This is a genomic window from Saccharothrix hoggarensis (assembly GCF_052936025.1).
Genome location: NZ_CP193624.1, coordinates 5,249,708 through 5,274,891, shown reverse-complemented (window position 1 = coordinate 5,274,891; position 25,184 = coordinate 5,249,708). Strand labels below are relative to the sequence as shown.

Here is a 25,184-nt window from a genome sequence, read left to right as displayed (position 1 = left end):
TGGGCATGATGCAGTTGCAGCAGATGTACCAGGAGATCATCCTGGACCACTACAAGAACCCCCACGGCCGCGGTCTGCGCGACCCGTTCGACGCCGAGTCGCACCAGATCAACCCGACGTGCGGCGACGAGGTGACGCTCCGGGTGAAGCTCGACGGCGACACCGTGCGGGACGTCTCCTACGACGGCCAGGGCTGCTCGATCAGCCAGGCGTCCACGTCGGTGCTGACCGACCTGGTGGTGGGCCGGCCGCTCGGTGAGGCGTTCGAGAAGATGGACGCGTTCGTGGAGCTCATGCAGGGCCGCGGCCAGGTCGAGCCCGACGAGGACGTCCTGGAGGACGGCATCGCGTTCGCGGGCGTGGCGAAGTACCCGGCGCGCGTGAAGTGCGCGCTGCTGGGCTGGATGGCTTTCAAGGACGCGGTGGCACGCAGCGAGGGAGCAAAGGCATGACCGCCGAAGAAGACGTGGTGCGCGGCATCGAGGGCATGCCCGAGCCGCCCGCGCCGAAGGCCGACGTGGCCAACCTGGACGACGTCGAGGAGGCCATGCGCGACGTGGTCGACCCCGAGCTGGGCATCAACGTCGTCGACCTCGGCCTGGTGTACGACATCCGGGTCGACGAGGACAACGTCGCGCTCATCGACATGACCCTGACGTCCGCGGCGTGCCCGCTGACCGACGTCATCGAGGACCAGACGCGCTCGGCGCTGGTCGGCGGTGGCGGTGGCGGGATCGTCAACGACTTCCGCATCAACTGGGTCTGGATGCCCCCGTGGGGTCCGGAGAAGATCACCGACGACGGCCGCGAGCAGCTCCGCGCCCTGGGCTTCACCGTCTGACAGCTCCACGTCCCGGCCGTCGCACCGCCGGACCGCCCGACACCGGGCAACTCCGAACGCGAAGCAGGGGTCCCCGCCAAGGGGACCCCTGCTTTGATCTTACCGGCGGGGTACGACAATTCCGGGCCGTCACACCGCAGCCGTCACACCGCAGCCGTCACACCGCAGCCGTCACACCGCAGCCGTCACACCGCAGCCGTCACACCGCAGCCGTCACACCGCAGCCGTCACACCGCAGCCGTCACACCGCAGCCGTCACACCGCAGCCGTCACACCGCAGCCGTCACACCGCAGCCGTCACACCGCAGCCGTCACACCGCAGCCGTCACACCCCAGCCGTCACACCCCAGCCGTCACACCGCCTCAACCGGCGTAGACGCGCTCCACGAACTCCGCGATCTGGCCGTCGTCCAAGTGCCGCGCGAGATCCGCCTCCGACACCATCCCGACCAGCCTGTGGTCCTCCAGCACCGGCAGCCGCCGGATCTGGTTCTCCTCCATGGTCCGCAGCACGTGCGCCACGTCGTCGTTCGCGTCCACCCAGTGCAGGTGCCCGGACATCTCCCCGGCCTTCATCGCCGCCGGGTCGCGGCCCTCGGCCACGCAGCGCAGCACGATGTCGCGGTCGGTGATGATCCCGTGCAACTTGTCGTCCTGGCCGCAGATCGGCAACGAGCCGACACCCAGGTCGCGCATCATGCGCGCCGCGTCGAGCAGGTTCTGGTCGTCCTTGATGCACTGGACACCGCTGTTCATGATCTCCCGTGCGGTGGTCATGCCGAACCTCCTTGTCGGGTCTCCCACCCAGCATGCCCCGGCCGGCCGCTCCCGGCACCTCGGCAGGAGACCCGGCCTACGTCTGAGCCACCAACAACTCGACCACGTCGGCGAGCGACCCGCGCCGCCGGTGCGCCCGCCGCTGCCGCTCCGCGCCCGTGCCGTCCAGCAGCACGCGGTCGAGGCCGTCGACCACCAGGTCTTCGTCCCCGACCGCCCGCAACGCGGGCCGCGTCCAGTCCACCAACGCCCGCACCATGTCCACCGCCGGCACCAGCCGCCCGGCCCGCGGGTCGAGCGCCGCGCCGTCCAACCCGTCCCGCGCCGCCCGCCACAACGCGGTCCGCAGCACGACTTCCGGCACGTCCCACGCCGGCGCACCGGTCAACGCGGTGCCCGCGATCGCCCGGATCAGGGCGGCCAGCACGACGGCCTCGTCCACCGTCGCCGCCACGTCGCACACCCGCACCTCCACGGTGGGGTGGCGGGACGACAGCCGCACGTCCCAGTAGACCATCGCCGGGTCCAACGCCGCCCCCGCCGCACGCAACGCCCCCGTGGCGCGGCGGTAGTCCTCGACCGACCCGAACCACGGCGGCGGGCCCGCCGACGGCCACGGGCTCCACGCCAGGTAGCGCCAGCTCGCGTACCCGGAGTCCCGCCCCTCCGAGAACGGCGAGTTCGCGCTGATCGCCAGCAGCACCGGCAACCACGGCCGCAGGTGGTTGCTGATCAGCACGCCGGTCTCCTCGTCGGGGATGCCGATGTGCACGTGGCAGCCGCAGATGGTCAGCCCGTCGATCAGCGACCCGTACTCGGCGGCGATGGTCCGGTAGCGCTCACCGGACGCCAGCGGCGGCGGCCGGACACCACCCAGAACCGGCGTGCCGGAAGCCACGATCCGCGCGCCGTGCGCGTGCGCCAACGACGCCAACGCGCGCCGCGCCGCCAGCAGCTCCTCGCGCACCTCGGCCATGCTCCGGCACACCGACGTGGCGCTCTCGACCTGGTAGAGGGTCATCTCCGGCTGGAGGTCCAGCGGTCCACCCGGCCCGGAGGCCCGGTCCGGTGGCATCACGCCGTGCAGCACGGTCTCCGCGAGCGGCGCCAAAGCGCCGGTGTCCGCGTCGACCAGCAGGAACTCCTCCTCGACCCCCACCGAGAGCGGCAGGTCCGAGACGGTTCGCGGAAGCGGTATGGCGGTGGCCTCGCTCACCAGGGACTCCCTTCGCTGGGTAGTCAGCCTGATGCTATGAGTAATCACGTTCACCGCACACGCATCGTTGCGGTGAACTCCTTAACTTACCGCCAGGTGCGGCCCTCCGCGCAGCACGTCGACGTGGTCGCTGCCCGGCCTGCCGAGCACCCAACTGGTGCCGCGCAGCGACTTCGCGTGCTCCTTCAACGGCGCCAGCAGCCGGGACACCTCCCGGTACGACCCGACCGTCCCGGCCGCGCAGATCAACGTGGCCAGCGACAACGTCACCCCGCGCCCCTCCGCCTCGAACGGCACGTCCAGCACACCGGCGGAGTAGGGCACGATCTCGTTCAGCCCGGCCACCACCAGGAAGTCGTCGCCGCCGACGTGCCCGACCTGCACACCGGGGTACGACGTCGCGCCCTCCGTGAGCGCCCGCCCGATCTCCCGGATCAGGTCGTCGCCCGCCGCGAACCCCGCCGAGTCGTTGACGCGCTTGAACGCGTCCACGTCCAGCCACCCCACCGCGAACAGCTCGCCGCCCAGGATGCGCCGGTCCACCTCGCGCGCGATCGAGTCGCTGCCCGGCAGGCGGGTCAGCGGGCTCAGCGCCGCCGCCTGCTCCACCTTCATCTCGGCGATGCCGCGCACCACGTCCGCCACCCGCACCACGCCGAGGCACCGGTCGTCGTCGTCCACGACCACTAGGTCGTCGTTGGTGCGCTCGCGGTTGGCGTGCGCGACCACGTCCAGCAGCTCCAGCGCGCTCGAGTCGGCGCCGATCACCTTCGGCTTGTCCGCCAGCCGCGCCGCCTCCCGCTTGGCGTGCAGCGCGTGCCCGAACGGCCCGGTGACGGCCAGCAGGAACCGGTTGCGGTCCACCGTCCACAGCGGCCTGCCGTCGTCGTCCACCAGCACCACGCCGGTGACGGTCGGCTGGTTCGCCAGCACGTCCCGCACCTCCTCGGACGTCGCCGAGTCGGGCAGCGTGGTCGCCGGGTGCAGGAAGTCCGTCACCTTCGGGCCGGCCTTGCGCCGCAACGGCGCGGTCATCGTGGTCGCCTCGGGGTCGTTGACCTCGCTCAGCACCGCCGAGATCGTCGCGTCCACCTTCGGCCGCCGTTGCGCCGCCGCCAGCAGGTTCCCCTGCGCGAGCCGGACGCCGAGCCGGCGCAGCGCCGCCAGCTGCGCCTCCGTCTCCACGCCCTCCGCCACGACCAGCGAACCGGTGTGCTCGCACAGGTGCTGCAACGCCTGCACCAGCGCGTACCGCGCGGGGTCGGTGGGCAGCGCCACCACCACCTCGCGGTCCAGCTTGATCACGTCGGGCTGCACCTCGGTCAGCAGGGACAACGGCGAGTCGCCCTCGCCGACCCCGTCGAGCCCGATCCGGAACCCGTCCTCGCGCAGCCGCTCGATGCCCTTGACCAGCAGCCGCCGCGGCGCGCGCGAGTACGGCGTGCCGACCTCGACGACCAGGTCCGCCGGGGTGCGCCCGACCTCGCGCAGCGCGCCGTACAGCGGGGCCATCAGCTCCGGCTTGTCGGCGACCGTCAGGGCGAGGAGGTTCACGTGCAGCGGCACGCCCAAGCCGTGCTCGGCGGCGTGGCGGACCGCGCGGCACGCGAGCGCGACGTCGGTGTTGGTCAGGTAGCCGGCGCGGAACGCCATCCGCAGCAGGTCCTGCACGGTGCCGTCGTGCGGCCGGGCCAGTGCTTCCACCGCCACGACCCCTCCGGTGTGGAGGTTGAACAACGGCTGGAAGGCGAAGCGAACGTCATCCAGCAAGGCGGGCACGGCCCTGATCGTGCCCGGTCGATCTTCTTTTGCCGAGGTCGTTAACCCGTTGTTCCCGCACTTGTGGCCGAATGCACAGGAAATGCCATCCGAGCACGCATACGCCACGGCGCCGAGCCGAACAGCCGGAGCATCGCCCGGACCGTCCCCCGCAGGTCATCGTGCCCGCCGAGGTAGTCGTGTTGAAGTCTGCCGGACAATTGGAAAAACTCGTGGAAGAATTCCGGAACCTCGTCGGGCGGTAGTGCGAGCAACGCGGCGAGACCGCGCAACCGCAACGCGTGCACGGCCCGTTCCGACGCCGACCGCGCCACCGGCCGCCCCGCCGCGATCGCGTCCGCCACCACCGGCGCCCGCCGCAGCGACACCGCCACGCTGTACCCCGTCGCCGGGTGGACCAGCCCCGCCGCCGCGCCGAACGCGCCGTCCCGCGCCCGCCCGTCCAACGGGATGCGCACCCGCTCCTCGTCCGCCGGCACCGGGATGCCGTGCGCGGCCAACCGCGAGTGCAGGCGCAGCCGGAGTTCCGGCAACGGCAACCCCGGCCGGCGCGCCAAGGACGTCTCCTCCACCAGCACGGCGTCCGCCGACACCGGGATCGCGTACAGGAACGTCGGGTCGCCCGTCGTCGCCTCCGGCGGCTTGCGCCAATCCATGATCAACGCCTCGTCGTCCCCCACGAACGGCGCCGCTCGCACCTTGGGGACGACCACGCCGACCGCCGTCTGGGCCGCGCGCCCACCCGCCGCACCGGTCGCGTCGACCACCCGTCCCCGCAACACCCGCCCGTCGGCCAACGTCGCCGTCACGTCGGTCCGGTCGACCACCCGGCCCGCGACCACCCGCACGTCGTCCGGGAGCCGGCGCAACCCCTCGTTGTCCAGCACCGCGTAACCGCGGGGGATGAGGTGCTCGCCGACGGCCACCGCCCGCGCCCGCGACGTCGCCACCGCGATCGGCGCGCCCGCGGGCAACTCGTCCACCCACGCCGCGTACGTCGCCCGCCACGGACGCTCCGGGTTCGGGTCGACCAGCGTCGTCGCCAACCCCCGCGCGGCACACGCCCGCGCCAGCGCCCGCCCCGCCGGCCCGCCACCGACGACGACCACGTCCATTCAGCGCTCCTCCGACTTCCCGCGCTCCTCCGGCGGCTTCAGCGGCAGCCCGGCGCCCTCGCCCAGCAGGAGCGGCTGGTACTGCGACACCACGTCCGCCAACTGCGCCACCGTCCGCTCGATCGCCGCCCGCGCCGCGTTCCGCTCCGCGATCGCCGCCGACAACAGCAGCGCCGTCAACACCACCGTCCCGTTGAACGCCTGCAACGTCACCATCCGCACCACCAGGTCCAGCCCCGCGAACGGACCCGAGGCCATCGCCGCGCCCCGTGCCGCCAACGTCGCCGCGATCAGCGCGCACGGCGCCGTGCCCGCGTGCTGGAAGCGCAGCGCCGCCCAGATGAGGAACGGGAACACCAGGTACATCAGCCGGAGGTCGTGGGTGGTCGCCACCGCCATCACCACCGCCGTGCTCCCCACCAGCGCCGCAGCCTCCAACCACCGGCGCGTGGGACGCGGACGTCGGCGCAGCGTGCGCAACGCCAGGACGAGCGGGACGAACACCAGCACACCGAGCGCGTCGCCGGTCCACCACACCGTCCACGTCGACCAGAAGTCGCCGCGGGTGATCGCGCCCGTCGCCAGCAGCGCCCCGCTGCCCACCGTCGCGCTGACCGCCATGCCCGCGAACGCCCCGACGAACACGAGCGCGAGCGCGTCACGCGTGCGGTCCAGCTCCGCCCGGAAGCCCACCCGCCGCAACAACAGGTAGGCGGCCACCGGCGCGAGGGTGTTGCCCGCGCCGATGAGGACCGTCGTCCCGAGCTCGCCCAGCGTCGCGTTGACGACGAACGCGCCGACCGCGATGCCCGGCCACATCCGCAGCCCGCCGAGCACCAGCGCGAGCACGGCGACACCGGTCGGCGGCCACAACGGCGTCACCTGGTCGTTCACCAACGCCTGGAGGAGCCCGAGCCGTGCGCCGACGTAGTAGCAAGCCGCGACGACCAGGAGGTGCGCCGCGTACCAGCCGAGCCGTGGGGGGAGCTGCACCGGCACAGCATCCTCCGCCGGACGGCCCCGCACCACGCCTAGCTGCGGAGATGCCGAAACCGACCCCCCGATTTGTATCTGCGCGGGCAGGGGGTGTAACTTTCTCTCTGCCAGCGCGGAACGGGCCGGAGAGAGACCGGAACGGAGCGCGGCGAACATCAGCCCCGGATACGAATCACCTGGAAACAGTGATGAGTGGCGGTGTGCGCGTGTTCTTTGAGAACTCAACAGCGTGCCGAATAGCCAGTAAATTGTATGACCTCGTCAAGAGGTTTTCCTTTGAGATTGTTACTGGACAACTGACATTATTGTCAGTGTTGTTCGGAGCGATCAAACATTCCTTATTGGAGAGTTTGATCCTGGCTCAGGACGAACGCTGGCGGCGTGCTTAACACATGCAAGTCGAGCGGTAAGGCCCTTCGGGGTACACGAGCGGCGAACGGGTGAGTAACACGTGGGTAACCTGCCCTGTACTCTGGGATAAGCCTGGGAAACTAGGTCTAATACCGGATATGACCTGCCTCCGCATGGTGGTGGGTGGAAAGTTCCGGCGGTACAGGATGGACCCGCGGCCTATCAGCTTGTTGGTGGGGTAATGGCCTACCAAGGCGACGACGGGTAGCCGGCCTGAGAGGGTGACCGGCCACACTGGGACTGAGACACGGCCCAGACTCCTACGGGAGGCAGCAGTGGGGAATATTGCACAATGGGCGAAAGCCTGATGCAGCGACGCCGCGTGAGGGATGACGGCCTTCGGGTTGTAAACCTCTTTCAGCGGGGACGAAGGGCAACTGACGGTACCCGCAGAAGAAGCACCGGCTAACTACGTGCCAGCAGCCGCGGTAATACGTAGGGTGCGAGCGTTGTCCGGAATTATTGGGCGTAAAGAGCTCGTAGGCGGTTTGTTGCGTCGGCTGTGAAAACTTCACGCTTAACGTGGAGCCTGCAGTCGATACGGGCAGACTTGAGTTCGGCAGGGGAGACTGGAATTCCTGGTGTAGCGGTGAAATGCGCAGATATCAGGAGGAACACCGGTGGCGAAGGCGGGTCTCTGGGCCGATACTGACGCTGAGGAGCGAAAGCGTGGGGAGCGAACAGGATTAGATACCCTGGTAGTCCACGCCGTAAACGGTGGGTGCTAGGTGTGGGGGACTTCCACGTCCTCCGTGCCGCAGCTAACGCATTAAGCACCCCGCCTGGGGAGTACGGCCGCAAGGCTAAAACTCAAAGGAATTGACGGGGGCCCGCACAAGCGGCGGAGCATGTGGATTAATTCGATGCAACGCGAAGAACCTTACCTGGGCTTGACATGCACTGGAAACCAGTAGAGATATTGGCCCCCTTGTGGCCGGTGTACAGGTGGTGCATGGCTGTCGTCAGCTCGTGTCGTGAGATGTTGGGTTAAGTCCCGCAACGAGCGCAACCCTCGTTCCATGTTGCCAGCGCGTTATGGCGGGGACTCATGGGAGACTGCCGGGGTCAACTCGGAGGAAGGTGGGGATGACGTCAAGTCATCATGCCCCTTATGTCCAGGGCTTCACACATGCTACAATGGCCGGTACAGAGGGCTGCTAAGCCGTGAGGTGGAGCGAATCCCACAAAGCCGGTCTCAGTTCGGATCGGGGTCTGCAACTCGACCCCGTGAAGTCGGAGTCGCTAGTAATCGCAGATCAGCAACGCTGCGGTGAATACGTTCCCGGGCCTTGTACACACCGCCCGTCACGTCACGAAAGTCGGTAACACCCGAAGCCCGTGGCCCAACCCGTAAGGGGGGGAGCGGTCGAAGGTGGGACTGGCGATTGGGACGAAGTCGTAACAAGGTAGCCGTACCGGAAGGTGCGGCTGGATCACCTCCTTTCTAAGGAGCATTCCTCACCTGTTCTTCTTCGGAGGAGCCGGTGGAGAGCCACGCGGTCGGCGAATGATCGATCGGTGGTTGCTCAATGATGTGGATGCTGGCTATATACAGGACTTCGGGTTGTCTGGAGAGTTAGTACTGTCCGTGAGGGCGTGGAAGGGTCTCCAGAGGGTTCAAAGCTTCTGTTCGGTACGCTGTTGGGTCCTGAGGGAACACGTGAGTGTCTCTTTCAGCGAGAAACGGCAGGGCCACTTCCGCCTTCGAACCGCCGGTCTTCGGATCTGGTAGGCGATGGCAGTGGGTTGTGGTGTCTGGTTGTTCTTTGAGAACTGCACAGTGGATGCGAGCATCTTTGTGGCAAGTTATTAAGGGCACACGGTGGATGCCTTGGCACCAGGAGCCGATGAAGGACGTAGGAGACTGCGAAAAGCCTTGGGGAGTTGTCAACCGAGCTGAGATCCAAGGATTTCCGAATGGGGAAACCCGGCCCCAGTCATGTGGGGTCACCCTTGCCTGAACACATAGGGCATGTGGAGGGAACGCGGGGAAGTGAAACATCTCAGTACCCGCAGGAAGAGAAAACAACCGTGATTCCGTGAGTAGTGGCGAGCGAAAGCGGAAGAGGCTAAACCGTATTCGTGTGATACCCGGCAGGGGTTGCGTGTACGGGGTCGTGGGACCTGTCTGATCGTTCTGCCGGACGGTCGAGGAGTCATAAAACACTGTGGTTAGCGGAACGCGTCTGGAAAGCGTGGCCGTAGAGGGTGAGAGTCCCGTACGTGAAAACCCGGTGTCTCCTGACGGTGTTCCCAAGTAGCAGCGTACTCGTGAAATTCGCTGTGAATCTGGCGGGACCACCCGCTAAGCCTGAATACTCCCTGGTGACCGATAGCGGACTAGTACCGTGAGGGAAAGGTGAAAAGTACCCCGGGAGGGGAGTGAAATAGTACCTGAAACCGTGTGCCTACAATCCGTCGGAGCCTTTAGGGGTGACGGCGTGCCTTTTGAAGAATGAGCCTGCGAGTTAGTGCTGCGTGGCGAGGTTAACCCGTGTGGGGTAGCCGTAGCGAAAGCGAGTCCGAATAGGGCGTTCATAGTCGCGTGGTCTAGACCCGAAGCGGAGTGATCTAGCCATGGCCAGGGTGAAGCGTGGGTAAGACCGCGTGGAGGCCCGAACCCACCAGGGTTGAAAACCTGGGGGATGAGCTGTGGTTAGGGGTGAAAGGCCAATCAAACTCCGTGATAGCTGGTTCTCCCCGAAATGCATTTAGGTGCAGCGTCGTGTGTTTCGTGCCGGAGGTAGAGCACTGGATGGTCTAGGGGGCCCACAAGCTTACCGAAATCAACCAAACTCCGAATGCCGGTACGTGAGAGCGCGGCAGTGAGACTGCGGGGGATAAGCTTCGTAGTCGAGAGGGAAACAGCCCAGAACGCCGGCTAAGGCCCCTAAGTGTGTGCTAAGTGGGAAAGGATGTGGGGTCGCCCAGACAACCAGGAGGTTGGCTTAGAAGCAGCCACCCTTTAAAGAGTGCGTAATAGCTCACTGGTCAAGTGGTCCTGCGCCGACAATGTAGCGGGGCTCAAGCACACCGCCGAAGCCGTGTCATTCCGATTCTGTCGGGATGGGTAGGGGAGCGTCGTTCAGCCGTTGAAGCGCCGGAGTGATCCAGGTGTGGAGGCTGGACGAGTGAGAATGCAGGCATGAGTAGCGAAAGACGAGTGAGAAACTCGTCCGCCGGATGACCAAGGGTTCCTGGGCCAGGCTAATCCGCCCAGGGTAAGTCGGGACCTAAGGCGAGGCCGACAGGCGTAGTCGATGGACAACGGGTTGATATTCCCGTACCCGTGTGAACGCGCCCATGGCGAACCTTGTGATACTAACCGCCCGAAGCCCATTCCACTCCTTCGGGAGTGGGGTGACGTGGAGCGCGGGACCTGAACTTGTAGTAGTCAAGCGATGGGGTGACGCAGGAGGGTAGCTCCGCCAGTGAGTGGTAGTACTGGTGTAAGCGTGTAGGCCGACGTGTAGGCAAATCCGCACGTCATATAAGGCTGAGACGTGATGCATAGCCGATTGAGGCGAAGTAGAGTGATCCCATGCTGCCGAGAAAAGCCTCTAGTGAGTGTTCATGCGGCCCGTACCCCAAACCGACACAGGTGGTCAGGTAGAGAATACCGAGGCGATCGGGCGAACTGTGGTTAAGGAACTCGGCAAAATGCCCCCGTAACTTCGGGAGAAGGGGGGCCGAGGGATTTGAAGCCCCTTGCGGGCTAGGATTTTTCGGCCGCAGAGACCAGCGAGAAGCGACTGTTTACTAAAAACACAGGTCCGTGCGAAGTCGCAAGACGATGTATACGGACTGACGCCTGCCCGGTGCTGGAACGTTAAGGGGACCGGTTAGTCTTTCGGGGCGAAGCTGAGAACTTAAGCGCCAGTAAACGGCGGTGGTAACTATAACCATCCTAAGGTAGCGAAATTCCTTGTCGGGTAAGTTCCGACCTGCACGAATGGCGTAACGACTTCTCGACTGTCTCAACCACAGGCCCGGCGAAATTGCATTACGAGTAAAGATGCTCGTTACGCGCGGCAGGACGGAAAGACCCCGGGACCTTTACTATAGCTTGGTATTGGTGTTCGGTTCGGCTTGTGTAGGATAGGTGGGAGACTGTGAAGCGCTGACGCCAGTCAGTGTGGAGTCGTCGTTGAAATACCACTCTGGTCGTACTGGATGTCTAACCTCGGTCCGTGATCCGGATCAGGGACAGTGCCTGGTGGGTAGTTTAACTGGGGCGGTTGCCTCCCAAAGGGTAACGGAGGCGCTCAAAGGTTCCCTCAGCCTGGTTGGCAATCAGGTGTCGAGTGCAAGTGCACAAGGGGGCTTGACTGTGAGACCGACAGGTCGAGCAGGGACGAAAGTCGGAACTAGTGATCCGGCCATGGCTTGTGGAAGCGTGGTCGCTCAACGGATAAAAGGTACCCCGGGGATAACAGGCTGATCTTGCCCAAGAGTCCATATCGACGGCATGGTTTGGCACCTCGATGTCGGCTCGTCGCATCCTGGGGCTGGAGTAGGTCCCAAGGGTTGGGCTGTTCGCCCATTAAAGCGGTACGCGAGCTGGGTTTAGAACGTCGTGAGACAGTTCGGTCCCTATCCGCCGCGCGCGTAGGATACTTGCGGAAGGCTGTCCCTAGTACGAGAGGACCGGGACGGACGGACCTCTGGTGTGCCAGTTGTCCTGCCAAGGGCATTGCTGGTTGGCTACGTTCGGAAGGGATAACCGCTGAAAGCATCTAAGCGGGAAGCCTGTTCCTAGATGAGGTATCCCACCCTTTGTGGGTTAAGGCCCCCAAGAGACTATTGGGTTGATAGGCCGGAGATGGAAGGTCGGTAACGGCTGGAGTTGACCGGTACTAATAGGCCGAGGACTTGCTACGAAGACGCTACGCATCCACTGTGCGGTTCTGAAAGAACCGAACCGGACCACCTGGTCCACTGTCGGGACGTTTGTCCTGGGTGGTGGGGTTGGGTGCCTACGGGTTGGTAATTTCATAGTGTTTCGGTGGTCATAGCGGTTGGGGAACACCCGGTCCCATTCCGAACCCGGTAGTTAAGCCTTCCAGCGCCGATGGTACTGCACTCGTGAGGGTGTGGGAGAGTAGGACGCCGCCGAACATATCGTTGACCCTCAGGGGCATCCGTTTTGTGCGGATGCCCCTGAGGGCATTTTTGCGTTCAGAACCGCATTGCAGACGGTGGCGAACCGGTGACGGTCGGCGGTCCGCGTACCGGGCACGAGCCGAGCCGCGGCGGTGCGACTAAGTTCTGGTCATGCACGACGAGCACGCCGATCCCCGGACGCGGCGGCGTTCCGGTGGGAACGCCCCGGTCCAGGCCGATCTCGCCACGAGCCCGTTCCGGGTCGACCGGGACCGGGTCGCCAGCTCCCCGTTCTTCGCCCGCCTGGGCGGTGTCACGCAGGTCGTCAGCTCGACCGGCTCGGGCCTGCTGGTGCACAACCGGCTCACGCACAGCCTCAAGGTCGCCCAGGCCGCGCGGGCCATCGCGGAACGCCTCAACGCCCGCCCCGAGCACACCAACCTGCTGGACAAGCTCGGCGGCTGCGACCCGGACGTCGTGGAGGCCGCCTCGCTGGCGCACGACCTGGGCCACCCGCCGTTCGGGCACCTCGGCGAGCAGGTGCTCGACCGGCTCGCCCGCCACCGGTTCGGCCTGTCGGACGGGTTCGAGGGCAACGCCCAGTCGTTCCGGATCGTCACCACCACCGACGTGCGCGGCCCGGCCGCGGTGGGGCTCGACCTCACGGTCGCGGTGCGCGCGGCGATGCTGAAGTACCCGTGGACGCGCCTGTCGTACCCGCGGCCGCACCCGAAGGACATGTCCGCGCCGCCGCGTGGCGCGGCCGAGCCGTCCGACGGGCCGGGCACCGGCTCCAGCAAGTTCTCGGCCTACGTCACCGAGCTGGAGGACGTGGAGCAGTCCCGCGCGCCGTACGTGGGCAGGCTGGAGCAGTGGCAGCAGACCGTCGAGGCGTCGGTGATGGACACCGCCGACGACATCGCCTACGCCATCCACGACCTGGAGGACTTCCACCGGGTCGGGGTGCTCCAGCACGCCACCGTGTCGGCCGAGCTGAACACGTGGCTGGACAACGCGATCGAGCTGGCCGGGCTGAGCGCCGCCGACCTCGCCGCCCAGGAACGCCGACCGGGCCGTTCGCTGGAGGCGTTGCGCCGCCGGCTGCACGCCAAGGACTCGTGGGCCGTGGACGACGACGCGTTCGCGCACGCCGTGGCCAAGGTGCGGGCCGAGCTGGTGGACGGCCTGCTCGCCGTCCCGTTCGACGGTTCGGTGGAGGCGGAGCAGGCGGTCGCCGGGTTCTCCGCCCGCTGGACGCGGCGGCTGGTGGACTCGGTCGGCGTGGTCGAGGAGCCGACGACCCGGTCCGGGCACGTGGTGCTGGCCGTGCCGCAGTGGCACGAGGTGCAGGTGCTGAAGTTCGTGCACCGCCGGTTCGTGCTGCTGCGCCCCGACCTGGCGCTGCACCAGCGCGGCCAGGCGCGGCTGCTGACGGCGCTGGTGGAGGCGCTGGAGCAGTGGGTCACCGACCGGCACGAGGCGAACCGGCTGCCGCGCCGGTTGCACGATTTGGTGGAGCTGGCGGGCGCCGAGTACGCGGTGCTCGCCCGGACGGACCCGTCCGTGCTGGTGGGCGCCACGGGCGAGACGCCGTCGGGACCGGACGCCGTGCGGGCGTTGGCACGGGGCCGCGCGGTGGTCGACTTCATCGCGTCGCTCACCGACAACCAGGCCGCGGCGCTGCTCGACGCGCTGTCCGGCCGCACCGGTCAGCTGTGGACGGATGCTTTCGTACTGTGAAATGTGATGGCTCGACCATCTACCAAGTAGGCCGAACGGTGGCAGACGGTACTTGGCCGTGCGCAATACGTTGACCCCTCGGTCGGAGCGTTCCGACCGCCGGCCGCGTGCGTCGGGGGCACGCACGAACTGGGGGAGACGCCTGTGCGTTCACCGAAACGTCGGTTGCGAAGAGACACCGTGCTCGCGGCGGGCGCCGCGGTGCTGCTGGCCCTGGGCGTCGCGTCGCCCGCCTCCGCCGACCCGACCAAGGCGTCGAAGGGCGTCGAGGACCGGACGGCCGCGCAGATCGCCGCGTTGCAGGACATCAAGAAGTCGCTCACCGGTGCCGAGTCCAAAATGGACAGCGCGCTCGTGGTGGAGGGCCGTCGCCGGGCGAACGCCGGCACGTTGAGCAAGCTCCCCGCGCTCCAGACCGGCGTGAAGGTCCACAGCGGAAACACCGTTGTGGTGGACATCCGCGCGCACGAGGTCACCGACGAGCTGGTCGGCGCGGTCCGCTCGGCGGGCGGCGGCATCCGGTCCGTCTCCACCGAGGGCCGCACGGTTCGCGCCCAACTTCCGTTGGCGGCGCTGGAGAAGCTGTCCGCGCGCGGCGACGTGCGCCGCGTCGAGACGGCGGTCGAGGCCAAGACGTTCCACGTGCGGGACCGCAAGGCGGACCCGGTCGCCTCCAAGGAGGACAAGGCCGCCAAGATCGAGTCGCGCACCCGTGAGGCGCTGCTGGGGGCGCGGGCCGTCCGGACCGGCGAGGGCGACCGCGCGCACGCCGCGGACACCGCCCGCGACGACTTCCGCGTCACCGGCACCGGCGTGAAGCTGTGCGCGCTCTCCGACGGCGTCGACTCCCTGGCCGTGTCGCAGGCGTCCGGCGAACTGCCCGCGGGCGTGGAAATCCTGCCCAGCCAAGAGGGTTCGGGCGACGAGGGCACCGCGATGCTGGAGATCCTCCACGACATCGCGCCGAACGCGAGCCTGGGCTTCGCCACCGCGTTCAACGGTGACGCGAGCTTCGCCGACAACATCCGCGGCCTGCGCTTCCAGCTCGGCTGCGACGTCATCGTGGACGACGTCCTCTACTTCAACGAGTCGCCGTTCCAGGACGGTGTGATCGCGCGGGCCGTGGACGCGGTCACCGCCGACGGCGCGCTGTTCTTCTCCTCCGCCGGCAACGACGGCAACCTCGCCGACGGCACGTCCGGCCACTGGGAGGGCCGGTTCGTCGACTCCGGCGTCGGCGTCGGCAAGTTCGCGGGCACCGCGCACGACTTCAACCCGTCCCCGGACGCCAAGCAGGTGTTCAACCCGCTGTCCGACAGCTCCGGCAACGTCCCGGTGACGTTGTTCTGGGCGGACCCGCTGGCGTCGTCGTTCAACGACTACGACCTGTACCTGGCGAACGCGCAGGGCAACGTGGTGGCGTTCAGCCAGGGCACGCAGGACGGCACGCAGGACCCGTACGAGCGGCTGACCACGCCCGCGGGCGGCACCGGTCTGCGGCTGGCCGTGGTGAAGTTCCGCGGTGAGGACAAGTACCTGGCGCTGTCCGCCCTGGGCGGTCGCTTCAAGGACTCGTCGGACGGCCTGAAGAAGTTCTCGACGTCCGGCGTGACCCGCGGCCACTCGGCGGCCAAGGGCGCGATCAGCGTCGCGGCGGCCCCGGCGAACAACCCGCTGCCGTTCGACCTGGAGCCGGGCGACCCGGCCAACCCGCGGGGCCCGTTCCCGAACGCCTTCGACGGCACGCAGAAGCCCGAGCGGTTCACGTCCGACGGGCCGCGCCGGCTGTTCTTCGCGCCCGACGGCACCCCGCTCGACGAGGTCCGGCAGAAGCCCGACCTGACCGCGGCGGACGGCGTGCAGACCAGCGTGCCGGGCTTCAACCCGTTCTTCGGCACGTCGGCGTCCGCGCCGAACGCCGCCGCCATCGCGGGGCTCGTCCTGTCCGGCAACCCCGGCCTGTCCCCGGCCGAGGTGCGCGAGGCGATGACCGCGACCGCGATCGACATCGCGGAGGCCGGCGCGGACAACCGCACCGGCGCCGGCGTCGTGCGCGCCGACCTGGTCCTCGCCTACACCGGCGCGTCGCCGCAGCCGTTGGCGAAGGCGCTGAAGCCGTCCGTGGTCAACGACAGCGACGGCAGCCAGTACCTCAAGCCGGGCACCACGGCGACGCTCACCGTCCCGGTGCGGAACTCGGGTGACGGCCTGGCCGCGTCGACCAGCCTCGTGCTCACCACGCCCACCGCGGGCGTGACGATCGCGCCGCGGTCGAAGCACTACGGCAACGTCGAGGTCGGCCAGACGGTCACCAACACGTTCCAGGTGACCCTGCCCGCGACGACGCAGGTGGGCTCGGCCGTCCGGTTGGACGCGCGGGTGACCTTCGCCGGGTCGACGTCGCCGACCACGAGCACGTTCACGCTCACCGTGGGCGAGCCGTCGCGTGAGACGAAGACGTTCGCGTACGAGGGCCCCGTGGTCGCCATCCCCGACAACGACGCGGTCGGCGCGACGGTGGAGATCCCGGTCAGCGGCGTCGGCCGCGGGTCGCGGATCGCGTTCACCGTCGACGGCGCCACATGCAGCGCCGCCACGGGCGCGACCACGGTGGGCATCGACCACACGTTCGTCGGCGACCTGGTCGGCACGCTGACCGCGCCGTCCGGCGCGACGGCGACGGTGTTCCAGCGCAACGGCTCGACCGGCAACAACCTGTGCCAGGTCGTGTTCGACGACTCCGCCGAGCGGGCGTTCTCGACCGTGACCAGCGCGATGGCGCCGTTCACCGGCACGTGGAAGCCCACCACCTCGTTGAACGCGCTGCTCGCCGACCCGGTCGACGGCACGTGGAAGTTCAAGGTCGTGGACGCGGTGTCGTCCGACCGCGGCTCGATCCGCGCGGTCTCGCTGAAGATCAACGGTTACGTCTGAGTGACCGGCACGACGTGAAAAGGCCCCGGGAGCGCGCTCCCGGGGCCCTTGTCGTCATATGTTACTTCGGCCACTCCCAGCGGATGCCGAACACGCCGGGCCCGAAACCGAGCGCCACGGCGTGCACGCCGCCCGCGTTGTCCAGAGCGAGGTTGCGCCGCCGCGACGGCGTGTCGTCACCGGCGGGGACGCTGAACTGCTGGCAGCGGGCGGGCAGGTACGACGGGTCGAACCGCACCTCGATCACGTACTCGCGCACCGGCAGCCGGAACTTGCGGGCGAACGTGTTGTTCCCGGCCGGGTAGTGGCCCTCCGCGAACAGCAGCTCGTACTCCATGATGATGGTCTCGCCCCTGGCCAGGGGCCGGTCGAACATCATCTCGGCGACCATGATGTTGGCGTCGGTGTCCTCCGCGACCCGGCCGAGGTGGCAGTTGCGCAGGTTCACCACCGCCGGCAGCACGTCGGACTCCTCGGTCTCGAAGACCAGCGCCCAGCGGTCGGGGCCGTCCTGCTCGGCCCGGAGGATCTGCCGCACCCACACCGAGCGCTGACCGCCGTCGGCGGCGATCTCGATGCGGTCGTGCTGGCTGATCCGGCCCAGCTTCACGTCCGAGGACGTGTCCACCTTCGTGAGCAGGTTCGCGACCCGCTCGCGACGCGCCCACAGCGCGTCGATCGGCATCATCGTCGTGGGTCGCGACCGCCTCCCGCGCGGTCGCGGCGGGCCGAGCAGCGCGGACAGGCCGGACTGCGGCACCCCGAGCACCGTCTCAAGGTGGCGCAGCGCCTCCAGGGACTCCGGCCTCTCAGGTCGACGGCGGCCGGACTGCCAGTAGCTCAGCGTCGCGACGCTGATGGTGACCCCGCGCAGCGCGAGCCGGTGCTGGATGCGGTCGAGACTCAGCCTGCTCGCTTTGATCGCGGCTCTCAGCGCCTCGGGGAAGGGCCCCGTGGTGAGAAGCTGCGCAAGACTGCCGTGGCCCGTCGAGTCGAGGTCGTCGACGGACAGGTTGGGTCGACCGGCAGCGTTGGTCATTGTGACTCCCCGCTGTCATGAGATCACGCCCCAGTGACCCTACCCGCCAACGCAGGGCGTTGGTGCCTTCCGAGCGGAGTCAATGGTTGGTCCATACGGGTTACGAGTTCACTGGGATGGGCATCGTTCTGTCAAGTGGTGATCGCCTGTGCTTCTCCCTTTGTAAACCCGTCGGTAACATTGTGCAACGGGGGCGGCCCGACCGCTGCGGCACCCCCTTCGGAGCCGGCGCGCGCTGATCGCGGTCCCGGTGGCCCCCGCGTGGCTCGGGCCGTTGGCGGAGGCCGCTCCGTTGGCCCTACTGTGTGCCCGGTGACGGCCGCCCAGGACCTCGTGCCCCTGCCGGAGGACCCGCTGACGGAGGTCGCCGCCGCCGTGCTCGGTGCCGGCCACCACACCGTGCTCGACCTCGTGGACGTCGTGCGCCACCACGGCGGGCCGCCGGTCGACGTGGTCCGCGCGGGCGACGACCTGCTGCCCCGGTTGGCCCACGAGAACGCGCTCGACCAGGCGCTCCTGCTCGCCCGACAGGCCCTGCGCCCCGGCGGCCTGTTCGTCGCCGCCGTGCCCGAGCTGGACAAGCTCGGCTCGCTGCGGCCCACCGCGCCGCCGCCGAAGGTGTCCGGGCGCGGGCCCGACCGGCAGGTGACCGTGCAGCTGTGGGACTGGTCGCCGGACGGCGAGTCGTACGCGCTGGAGGTCGTGCAGCTGGTGCGCGGCGCGGAGACGTGGGAGGTGGCGAACACCGTGGCCACCCGGCACCGCGTGCTGTCGCCCGACCAGGTCTCGGCCGCGCTGGCGGAGGCCGGGTTCGGCGCCGTGCAGCGGCTCTCGCCCGCCGAGTGCGGGCACCCGCTGCCGGTGTGGGTCGCGGTCGCGCCGGCATGAGCCGGGTCCGCCCGGTCGCCGGTGGTGGGCGGGCGGTGGAGGTGCCGCCGGAACGCCTGGAAGGGTGGTTCGACCGGTTCGCGTCCCGGCACGGCGGTGTCGTGTCGACGTCGGTGACGGCGTCCCGGTGCCTGGTCACGGCGGTGGACGGGGCCACGGCGTCGGTGTCCGCCGCGTTCGGTGAATTCACCCCTCAGGGTGACGTTGATGGTCTTGTGCTGGACGCGCTGCTGGCGAACGCGTGCGCGCCGCGCCGGATCGGGTTGCTGCTCGTGCGGCTCGGCGGGCACAGCATCGGGGTGGCGCAGGACGGCGAGGTGCTCGTGTCGACCACGGACAGCCGCCAGGTGCACGGGCGCAACAAGGCCGGCGGGTGGTCGCAGCAGCGGTTCGCGCGGCGGCGGGAGGGCCAGGCGCGGGTCGCCCTCCAGGCGGCGGCGGACGACGCGGCGCGGGTGCTGGCGCCTCGGGTCGGCGAGTTGGACGCCGTCGTGCTGGGCGGTGACCGGCAGGCGTTGGACGCCTTGCGGGGTGACCGCCGGTTGGGCGAGGTGTTCGCGCTGGCGTCACCGAGGGTGTTGGACGTGCCGGAGCCGCGGCGGGCGGTGCTGGACGAGGCGGCCGTGCGGGCGCGGGCGGTGGAGGTCGTGGTCCGCGAGAACCCGTGACGCCTGCGAGAACCCGTGGGAACTCGTGGCAACTCGTGACAACCCCCGCCGGACCCGACCGCATTCATAAGGGTGAGGGGGCGCCGACCGGCGGTGGCTCCAGGAACCCGAGGAGCAGATGTGCTGCGCAAACGACTCGTGCTGGCGGCGGGGGCCGTCGTGCTCGGCGGTATCGCCGTGGCGGTGCCCGCGCTCGCGTCCGGCGGCGGCGACGAGGCTCCGGTCCGGACCACGACCCAGCCGCCGGGCACCACGGCGACCTGGTCGCCCACGTCGGTCCCCGTGACGACCACCACCGCGCCGCGGCCGACCACCACCGCGCCGCCGTCCACGACCAGCGTCGAGGTCACGCCGCGGCCGACGTCGACCACCCGCCCGCCGGTGACGCCGACGTACACGACGTCGCCCGGCGTCCCCGTGACGACCACGACCAGGCCGCCCGTGACGACGACCAGGCCGCCGGTGACGACCACGACGCCGTGGCCGGCGCCGACGACGCCGTACCCGACGAGCACCACGGTCACGACGAGGCGCTGACGGCGTGAGCTGGGACGCGGAATTCACCCACTACTTCGACCGGTGCGCCGACTCGATGCGCTTCACCGCGTTCTTGTTGTGCGGCAACCACCACGAGGCCGAAGACGTGGTGCAGTCCGCCTTCCTGAAGCTGTACCTGGCGGGGCCGGGGCTCGCGCACCGGGACGGGCTGGACGCCTACCTCCGGCAGATCGTCGTGCGCACGTTCCTGGCCGAACGCCGCCGCGTGCGGTGGAAACGGGAGAAGCTCACCGACGTGCTGCCGGAGGTTCCGGCGGCGGGGTCGTTGAGCGAGGACAAGCTGGTGGTGTGGCAGGCGTTGGGCGCCGTCCCCGCGAAGCAGCGGGCGGTGCTCGTGCTGAGGTACTGGCACGACCTGGGGGTGGAGGAGACGGCCGCGGCGCTCGGTTGCTCGGTGGGCACGGTGAAGAGCAACACGAGCCGCGGCCTCAAGGCGTTGCGGCAGAGTTTGGGACCGGAGTTCGGGGCGTTGTGGCAGGAGGTGTCGCGCGGTGCTTGAGGACGAGCTGAGGAAGACGTTCGAGGAGCTGAACATCCAGCCCTTGCCACGCACGTTCGGCGCCGTGGACATCGTCCACCGGGGCGCGCGGGTCAGGCGCCGCCGCCGTGGCTACGCGGTCGCGGCCACCGGCACCGGCACCGCCGCGATGGTCGCGGTGGTGGTCGCCGTCGCCCTGAACCAGTCGCCGGACCCCGCGGACGACTCCCCGGCCGGGCCTCCCGCGCCGGTCGGCACGAGCACGACGAGCGCCCCGCACGTCCCCCCGAGCCCCACCGTGACCGCGCCGCCGTCGACCACCGCCGGCGCCACCACGGGGCAGCCGCCGACGTCCACCACGACCAGACCGTCGGTGGGCACGACCGGGCAGCCGGCCACGCCCACCCGCACCACGACGCCGAACACCACCGGCGTGGGCCTCACCACGACGACCGTCACCACGACGACCGTCACGACGCCGAGGCTCACCGGGGCGTTGCAGACCACGACCCGCTGACAGGTCCGGAGCCCTCCTGGGGACGCCCGCACCTCGGCAGCGGCGCATTCGACTGTTAATCGAAGGGTTAGTGGTACTCGAAGGGTTACCGGCTCGAGCGCCGCCGGATCAGCCCAGGGTGCCGGTGGAGAGCAGGCCGCCGTCGACCCGGACCGTCTCGCCGGTGATCCACTCGGCCGCGTCCGAGGCCAGGAACGCCACCAGCCGGGCGACGTCCTCCGGCGTGCCGAGCCGCTTCATCGGGTAGCCGGCGGCGGCCTCCTCCTCGCGCCCGGTGTAGAGGGCTTCCGCGAAGCGCGTCTTCACGACGGCGGGCGCGACGGCGTTCACCCGCACCTTGGGTCCGAGCTGCCACGCCAGCTCCTCCGTCAGCCGGATCAGCGCCGCCTTGCTCGCCCCGTACGCCGCGATCACGCCGGTCGACCGCAGGCCGCCGACCGACGCGATGTTCACCACCGCCCCGCCGTGGTCGCGCATCCACGCCTTCCACGCCAGCTGCGTGAACCCGAGCGCGGCGACGACGTTGACGTCGAAGATCTTCCGCACGGCGTCGAGGTCGGCGTCCATCAACGCGCCGAACACGGGGTTGATGCCGGTGTTGTTCACCAGCACGTCCAGCCGCCCGAACCGGGCCACGGTGGCCTCGACTGCCTCCGCCCGCTCGTCGGCGTTGCCCGCGTTCCCCGGCACCGCCAACACCCGATCGGGTGACACGCCGGTCGTGGCCGCCAGAGATTCCGCGGCCGCCGCGACGGCGTCGGCCTTGCGCGAGGTGATCGTGACCGACGCGCCGCGCGCCAGCAGCTCCGCCGCGATGCCGTACCCGATGCCGCGGCTCGCGCCCGTGACCAGGGCGGCCCTGCCCGTGAAGTCCGAAGTCATGGCGGCAAATCTAGGCCCGTCGCCCGCGGTGGGGCATGCGTCGGACCTATGCCGGTGGACACACCCGGGAAATCCGGTGGCCATCACCCGTAGACTGGGGTCGTGGTCATCTTGCTCGAGTAGGTCCCGCGCTGAGCCGCGCCGTTGACCTCGCACGACCACGATCCCGGAGTAAAACTTGATCACCGCAACCGATGTCGAGTTGCGCGCTGGTTCGCGCATCCTGCTGTCCGGCGCCACCCTCCGCGTCCAGCCCGGCGACCGCATCGGCCTCGTCGGCCGCAACGGCGCCGGCAAGACGACCTCCCTGCGCGTCCTCGCGGGCGAGGGCCAGCCGTACGCGGGCGAGGTGCGCCGCACCGGCGAGCTGGGCTACCTGCCGCAGGACCCGCGCGAGGGCGACCTGTCGGTCATCGCGAAGGACCGCGTGCTGTCCGCCCGCGGCCTGGACCAGCTGCTCCGCGACATGGAGAAGATGCAGTCCACCATGGCCGAGCTGGTGGACGACACCGAGCTGCAGAACGCCGTGCGGAAGTACGGCCGCCTCGAAGAGCGGTTCGCCGCCCTCGGCGGGTACGCGGCCGAGAGCGAAGCCGCCCGCATCTGCGCCAACCTGGGTCTCGCGGACCGCGTGCTGGCCCAGCCGCTGCGCACGCTGTCCGGCGGTCAGCGCCGCCGCGTCGAGCTGGCCCGCATCCTGTTCGCCGCCTCCGAGGGGGGCGTGGGCGCGAAGTCCAGCACGATCCTGCTGATCGACGAGCCCACGAACCACCTCGACGCCGACTCGATCGCGTGGCTGCGAGGGTTCCTGAAGTCCCACGAGGGCGGCCTGGTCGTGATCAGCCACGACGTGGAGCTGCTGGACGACGTGGTGAACAAGGTGTGGTTCCTCGACGCGACGCGCGGCGAGGTCGACATCTACAACATGGGCTGGAAGAAGTACCTCGAAGCGCGCGCCGCCGACGAGAAGCGCCGCCGCCGCGAGCGCGCCAACGCCGAGAAGAAGGCCGGCGCGCTGATGGCGCAGGCCGACAAGATGCGCGCGAAGGCCACCAAGGCCGTCGCCGCGCAGAACATGGCCCGCCGCGCCGAGAAGCTGCTGTCCGGGCTGGAGGACACCCGCCAGGCGGACAAGGTCGCGAAGATCCGCTTCCCGCAGCCCGCCCCGTGCGGCAAGACGCCGTTGACGGCCGAGGGGTTGAGCAAGTCGTACGGCTCGCTGGAGGTCTTCACGGGCGTCGACCTGGCCATCGACCGCGGCTCCCGGGTGGTCATCCTCGGGCTGAACGGCGCGGGCAAGACGACGTTGCTGCGCCTGATCGGGTCGATGGAACGCCCGGACAGCGGCGAGGTGATCGCCGGTCACGGGCTGAAGCTCGGCTACTTCGCCCAGGAGCACGAGACGCTCGACCACGAGGCGTCGGTGTGGGCGAACATCCGCCACGCCGCGCCCGACGTGCCGGAGCAGCAGCTCCGGTCCCTGCTCGGCACGTTCCTGTTCAGCGGCGAGCAGCTCGACCAGGCCGCGGGCACCCTGTCGGGTGGCGAGAAGACCCGGTTGGCGCTGGCCGGGCTGGTGTCGAGCGCGGCGAACGTGCTGCTGCTGGACGAGCCGACCAACAACCTCGACCCGGCCAGCCGCGAGCAGGTCCTCGACGCCCTGCGCCGCTACGAGGGCGCCGTCGTGCTGGTCACGCACGACCCCGGCGCGGTGGAGGCCCTGGAGCCCGAGCGGGTGATCCTGCTGCCCGACGGCACCGAGGACCACTGGTCCCAGGAGTACCTGGAGCTCGTGCAGTTGGCCTGAGCCAACGGTTTTCACACCTCGTCCCGCACGGTGAGCGCTGATCGACCCTGCGTGATCACACGACCGCTCGCCGATCATTTCGCTTGATCACCTGGCGTTCTTGGTCTCCGTGTTCGATCATTGCGACGACAGGGGCTTTCAAGGCCCGACCTGCTGTCTACGGAAGGCGGGACAAGGTGGCTGACCTGAAGAAGGGCGCCCGGATCACCGGCGCCACGCGGGACAAGCTGGCCGCTGACCTGAAGAAGAAGTACGAAAAGGGCGCGAGCATCCGGGCGTTGGCCGAGTCCACCGGACGCTCCTACGGCTTCGTGCACCGGGTGCTCAGCGAGTCCGGTGTGCAGCTGCGCGGTCGCGGTGGCGCCACCCGCACGAAGAAGAAGTAAGCTACCCTCCGGTAACATCTAGGCGCCGAGGAGAGACGACGCCTGACGAAACCCGGAGGTCCACACATGTCGGCACCGACCACCATCGACGCCGACCTGCTGGAACGCGGAGGCGTGCGGCTCGTTGTCGAGGGACCGCGCGCGACGATCACGCTCGACCGTCCCGACGTGCTCAACGCACAGACGCCGTCGACCTGGGTGGCGTTGCGGACGATCGGCGAGCAGCTGGGCCCGGACGTCCGCGTCGTGGTCGTCCGGGGTTCCGGTCGCGCCTTCTCCGCCGGGCTCGACCGGAGGATGTTCACGGGTGCCCCGGTGGAGGGCGAACCGGGTCTGTCGGAGATCACGCGGCGCGGACCCGAGGACGGTGCGGCGCTGATCGCGGAGTTCCAGGAAGGTTTCCGCTGGTTGCGCGACCCGGCCCGGGTGACGGTCGCCGCGGTGCGCGGGCACGCGATCGGCGCGGGCTTCCAGCTCGCCCTCGCGTGCGACTTCCGCGTGGCCGCCGACGACGTCAAGTTCTGCATGGCCGAGACCTCCCTCGGCCTCGTGCCCGACCTGGGCGGCACGCTGCCGCTGGTGCGCCTGGTCGGGTACTCGCGCGCGGCCGAGATCTGCCTCACCGGACGCCGGGTCGGCGCCGAGGAGGCGTTGCGGATCGGCCTCGCGAACGTCGTCGTGCCCGCGGACGGGTTGGACGCGGCGGTGGACGACCTCGTCGCGCAGGTGTCGCGGCCGATGCCGGGCGCGGTCCGGGAGACGCTGGCGCTGCTGGCGTCGGCGGCGGACGGCGCGTCCGAGGCGGAGCAGCTGCGGGCCGAGCGGGAGGCCCAGGTGCGCCGGCTCGCCGAGCTGAGCGCCCTGGCGGGTCCCCAAGCCTGACCACAGGTCTGTCCAACGGCCTGACCGCGGGTCTGTCCGCCGGGTCTGTCCACCGGGGCGGTACGCGATCTTCGGTGCGCGGTGGCCGCGGTGGACGTGACGCCCGCCCACGCGACCCGGATCACCCGAGCGGGGAACGCCACGCCCTCCGCCGGCGTTGCTGTCTA

19 protein-coding genes and 3 rRNA genes are annotated in these 25,184 nt (G+C 69.1%); 15 read left to right on the top strand and 7 right to left on the bottom strand.

Going from position 1 to position 25,184, the window contains the following annotated elements; translation table 11 throughout:
* The first annotated feature begins 8 nt into the window (after window positions 1-8).
* Both sufU and ACRAKH_RS23640 read left to right on the top strand, forming a co-directional pair.
* Window positions 9-452, top strand: a complete 444-nt coding sequence (gene sufU / locus ACRAKH_RS23645) for a Fe-S cluster assembly sulfur transfer protein SufU (RefSeq protein ID WP_380724335.1) — start codon at window positions 9-11, stop codon at window positions 450-452.
* Entirely contained in the window at window positions 449-841 is a 393-nt protein-coding gene (locus ACRAKH_RS23640) for a metal-sulfur cluster assembly factor (protein WP_380724327.1), read from the top strand. Before sufU ends, ACRAKH_RS23640 begins: the two co-directional genes overlap by 4 nt.
* Window positions 842-1,204: 363 nt before the next feature.
* Here the strand turns inward: ACRAKH_RS23640 and ACRAKH_RS23635 are convergent, their stop codons facing one another.
* The 5 genes from ACRAKH_RS23635 to ACRAKH_RS23615 all read right to left on the bottom strand — a co-directional run bounded on the left by ACRAKH_RS23635 (window position 1,205) and on the right by ACRAKH_RS23615 (window position 6,721).
* The gene (locus ACRAKH_RS23635) at window positions 1,205-1,618 is read right to left on the bottom strand and encodes a CBS domain-containing protein (protein WP_380724328.1); all 414 of its coding nucleotides are present in this window, start codon (window positions 1,616-1,618) and stop codon (window positions 1,205-1,207) included.
* A 76-nt stretch (window positions 1,619-1,694) separates the two neighbouring features.
* Window positions 1,695-2,834, bottom strand: a complete 1,140-nt coding sequence (locus tag ACRAKH_RS23630) for a carboxylate-amine ligase (protein WP_380724329.1) — start codon at window positions 2,832-2,834, stop codon at window positions 1,695-1,697.
* An 81-nt stretch (window positions 2,835-2,915) separates the two neighbouring features.
* Entirely contained in the window at window positions 2,916-4,613 is a 1,698-nt protein-coding gene (locus ACRAKH_RS23625; protein ID WP_380724330.1) for an EAL domain-containing protein, read from the bottom strand.
* A 41-nt stretch (window positions 4,614-4,654) separates the two neighbouring features.
* Window positions 4,655-5,728 carry a lycopene cyclase family protein gene (locus tag ACRAKH_RS23620; protein WP_380724331.1) on the bottom strand — a complete coding sequence of 358 codons (1,074 nt, stop codon included), beginning with the start codon at window positions 5,726-5,728 and terminating at the stop codon, window positions 4,655-4,657.
* Window positions 5,729-6,721, bottom strand: coding sequence for an MASE1 domain-containing protein (locus ACRAKH_RS23615; protein ID WP_380724332.1), 993 nt, complete (start codon window positions 6,719-6,721; stop codon window positions 5,729-5,731).
* A 341-nt stretch (window positions 6,722-7,062) separates the two neighbouring features.
* Here ACRAKH_RS23615 and ACRAKH_RS23610 point away from each other — a divergent pair.
* From ACRAKH_RS23610 to ACRAKH_RS23590, 5 genes are all read left to right on the top strand, one after another.
* Window positions 7,063-8,579: ribosomal RNA gene (locus ACRAKH_RS23610) — 16S ribosomal RNA — on the top strand.
* Window positions 8,580-8,934: 355 nt separating this feature from the next.
* Window positions 8,935-12,015 (top strand): 23S ribosomal RNA (locus tag ACRAKH_RS23605).
* Window positions 12,016-12,136: 121 nt separating this feature from the next.
* Window positions 12,137-12,253: ribosomal RNA gene (gene rrf / locus ACRAKH_RS23600) — 5S ribosomal RNA — on the top strand.
* Together the 16S, 23S and 5S rRNA genes form the textbook arrangement of a ribosomal RNA operon.
* 156 nt (window positions 12,254-12,409) lie before the next feature.
* Window positions 12,410-13,978: a deoxyguanosinetriphosphate triphosphohydrolase family protein gene (locus ACRAKH_RS23595; protein ID WP_380724728.1), complete on the top strand. Its 1,569-nt coding sequence runs from the start codon at window positions 12,410-12,412 to the stop codon at window positions 13,976-13,978.
* A gap of 180 nt (window positions 13,979-14,158) precedes the next feature.
* Window positions 14,159-16,912 carry a S8 family serine peptidase gene (locus ACRAKH_RS23590; protein ID WP_380724748.1) on the top strand — a complete coding sequence of 918 codons (2,754 nt, stop codon included), beginning with the start codon at window positions 14,159-14,161 and terminating at the stop codon, window positions 16,910-16,912.
* Between the two features lie 61 nt (window positions 16,913-16,973).
* Here the strand turns inward: ACRAKH_RS23590 and ACRAKH_RS23585 are convergent, their stop codons facing one another.
* Window positions 16,974-17,951 (bottom strand): hypothetical protein, encoded by a 978-nt coding sequence (locus tag ACRAKH_RS23585; protein ID WP_380724729.1) that lies wholly within the window; start codon window positions 17,949-17,951, stop codon window positions 16,974-16,976.
* Window positions 17,952-18,263: 312 nt separating this feature from the next.
* On the opposite strand from ACRAKH_RS23585, the gene ACRAKH_RS23580 reads away from it, so the two are divergent.
* From ACRAKH_RS23580 to ACRAKH_RS23560, 5 genes are all read left to right on the top strand, one after another.
* A complete protein-coding gene (locus tag ACRAKH_RS23580; protein WP_380724730.1) occupies window positions 18,264-18,839 on the top strand; it encodes a hypothetical protein in 576 nt (191 codons plus the stop codon).
* The gene (locus ACRAKH_RS23575; RefSeq protein WP_380724731.1) at window positions 18,836-19,507 is read left to right on the top strand and encodes an acVLRF1 family peptidyl-tRNA hydrolase; all 672 of its coding nucleotides are present in this window, start codon (window positions 18,836-18,838) and stop codon (window positions 19,505-19,507) included. The genes ACRAKH_RS23580 and ACRAKH_RS23575 overlap by 4 nt, the downstream gene beginning before the upstream one ends.
* Window positions 19,508-19,627: 120 nt before the next feature.
* A complete protein-coding gene (locus tag ACRAKH_RS23570; protein ID WP_380724732.1) occupies window positions 19,628-20,044 on the top strand; it encodes a hypothetical protein in 417 nt (138 codons plus the stop codon).
* 4 nt (window positions 20,045-20,048) lie between these two features.
* Entirely contained in the window at window positions 20,049-20,564 is a 516-nt protein-coding gene (locus tag ACRAKH_RS23565; RefSeq protein WP_380724733.1) for a SigE family RNA polymerase sigma factor, read from the top strand.
* Entirely contained in the window at window positions 20,557-21,060 is a 504-nt protein-coding gene (locus ACRAKH_RS23560) for a hypothetical protein (RefSeq protein WP_380724734.1), read from the top strand. The genes ACRAKH_RS23565 and ACRAKH_RS23560 overlap by 8 nt, the downstream gene beginning before the upstream one ends.
* Before the next feature lie 108 nt (window positions 21,061-21,168).
* On the opposite strand, the gene ACRAKH_RS23555 is transcribed toward ACRAKH_RS23560, so the two are convergent.
* A complete protein-coding gene (locus tag ACRAKH_RS23555) occupies window positions 21,169-21,942 on the bottom strand; it encodes an SDR family oxidoreductase (protein WP_380724735.1) in 774 nt (257 codons plus the stop codon).
* A 178-nt stretch (window positions 21,943-22,120) separates the two neighbouring features.
* On the opposite strand from ACRAKH_RS23555, the gene ACRAKH_RS23550 reads away from it, so the two are divergent.
* From ACRAKH_RS23550 to ACRAKH_RS23540, 3 genes are all read left to right on the top strand, one after another.
* A complete protein-coding gene (locus tag ACRAKH_RS23550) occupies window positions 22,121-23,749 on the top strand; it encodes an ABC-F family ATP-binding cassette domain-containing protein (RefSeq protein ID WP_380724736.1) in 1,629 nt (542 codons plus the stop codon).
* Window positions 23,750-23,925: 176 nt separating this feature from the next.
* A complete protein-coding gene (locus ACRAKH_RS23545; protein WP_015103570.1) occupies window positions 23,926-24,135 on the top strand; it encodes a helix-turn-helix domain-containing protein in 210 nt (69 codons plus the stop codon).
* A 66-nt stretch (window positions 24,136-24,201) separates the two neighbouring features.
* On the top strand, window positions 24,202-25,017 hold the full coding sequence (locus ACRAKH_RS23540) for an enoyl-CoA hydratase/isomerase family protein (protein WP_380724737.1): 816 nt from the start codon (window positions 24,202-24,204) through the stop codon (window positions 25,015-25,017).
* Window positions 25,018-25,184: the final 167 nt, after the last annotated feature.

Bases quoted from the DNA above. Each gene is read 5' to 3' on its own strand.
- ACRAKH_RS23640 (WP_380724327.1), top strand. From the start codon at position 449: ATGACCGCCGAAGAAGACGTGGTGCGCGGCATCGAGGGCATGCCCGAG.
- ACRAKH_RS23585 (WP_380724729.1), bottom strand. From the start codon at position 17,951: ATGACCAACGCTGCCGGTCGACCCAACCTGTCCGTCGACGACCTCGAC.
- ACRAKH_RS23540 (WP_380724737.1), top strand. From the start codon at position 24,202: ATGTCGGCACCGACCACCATCGACGCCGACCTGCTGGAACGCGGAGGC.
- ACRAKH_RS23595 (WP_380724728.1), top strand. From the start codon at position 12,410: ATGCACGACGAGCACGCCGATCCCCGGACGCGGCGGCGTTCCGGTGGG.
- ACRAKH_RS23635 (WP_380724328.1), bottom strand. From the start codon at position 1,618: ATGACCACCGCACGGGAGATCATGAACAGCGGTGTCCAGTGCATCAAG.
- ACRAKH_RS23620 (WP_380724331.1), bottom strand. From the start codon at position 5,728: ATGGACGTGGTCGTCGTCGGTGGCGGGCCGGCGGGGCGGGCGCTGGCG.
- ACRAKH_RS23555 (WP_380724735.1), bottom strand. From the start codon at position 21,942: ATGACTTCGGACTTCACGGGCAGGGCCGCCCTGGTCACGGGCGCGAGC.
- ACRAKH_RS23575 (WP_380724731.1), top strand. From the start codon at position 18,836: ATGAGCCGGGTCCGCCCGGTCGCCGGTGGTGGGCGGGCGGTGGAGGTG.
- sufU (WP_380724335.1), top strand. From the start codon at position 9: ATGCAGTTGCAGCAGATGTACCAGGAGATCATCCTGGACCACTACAAG.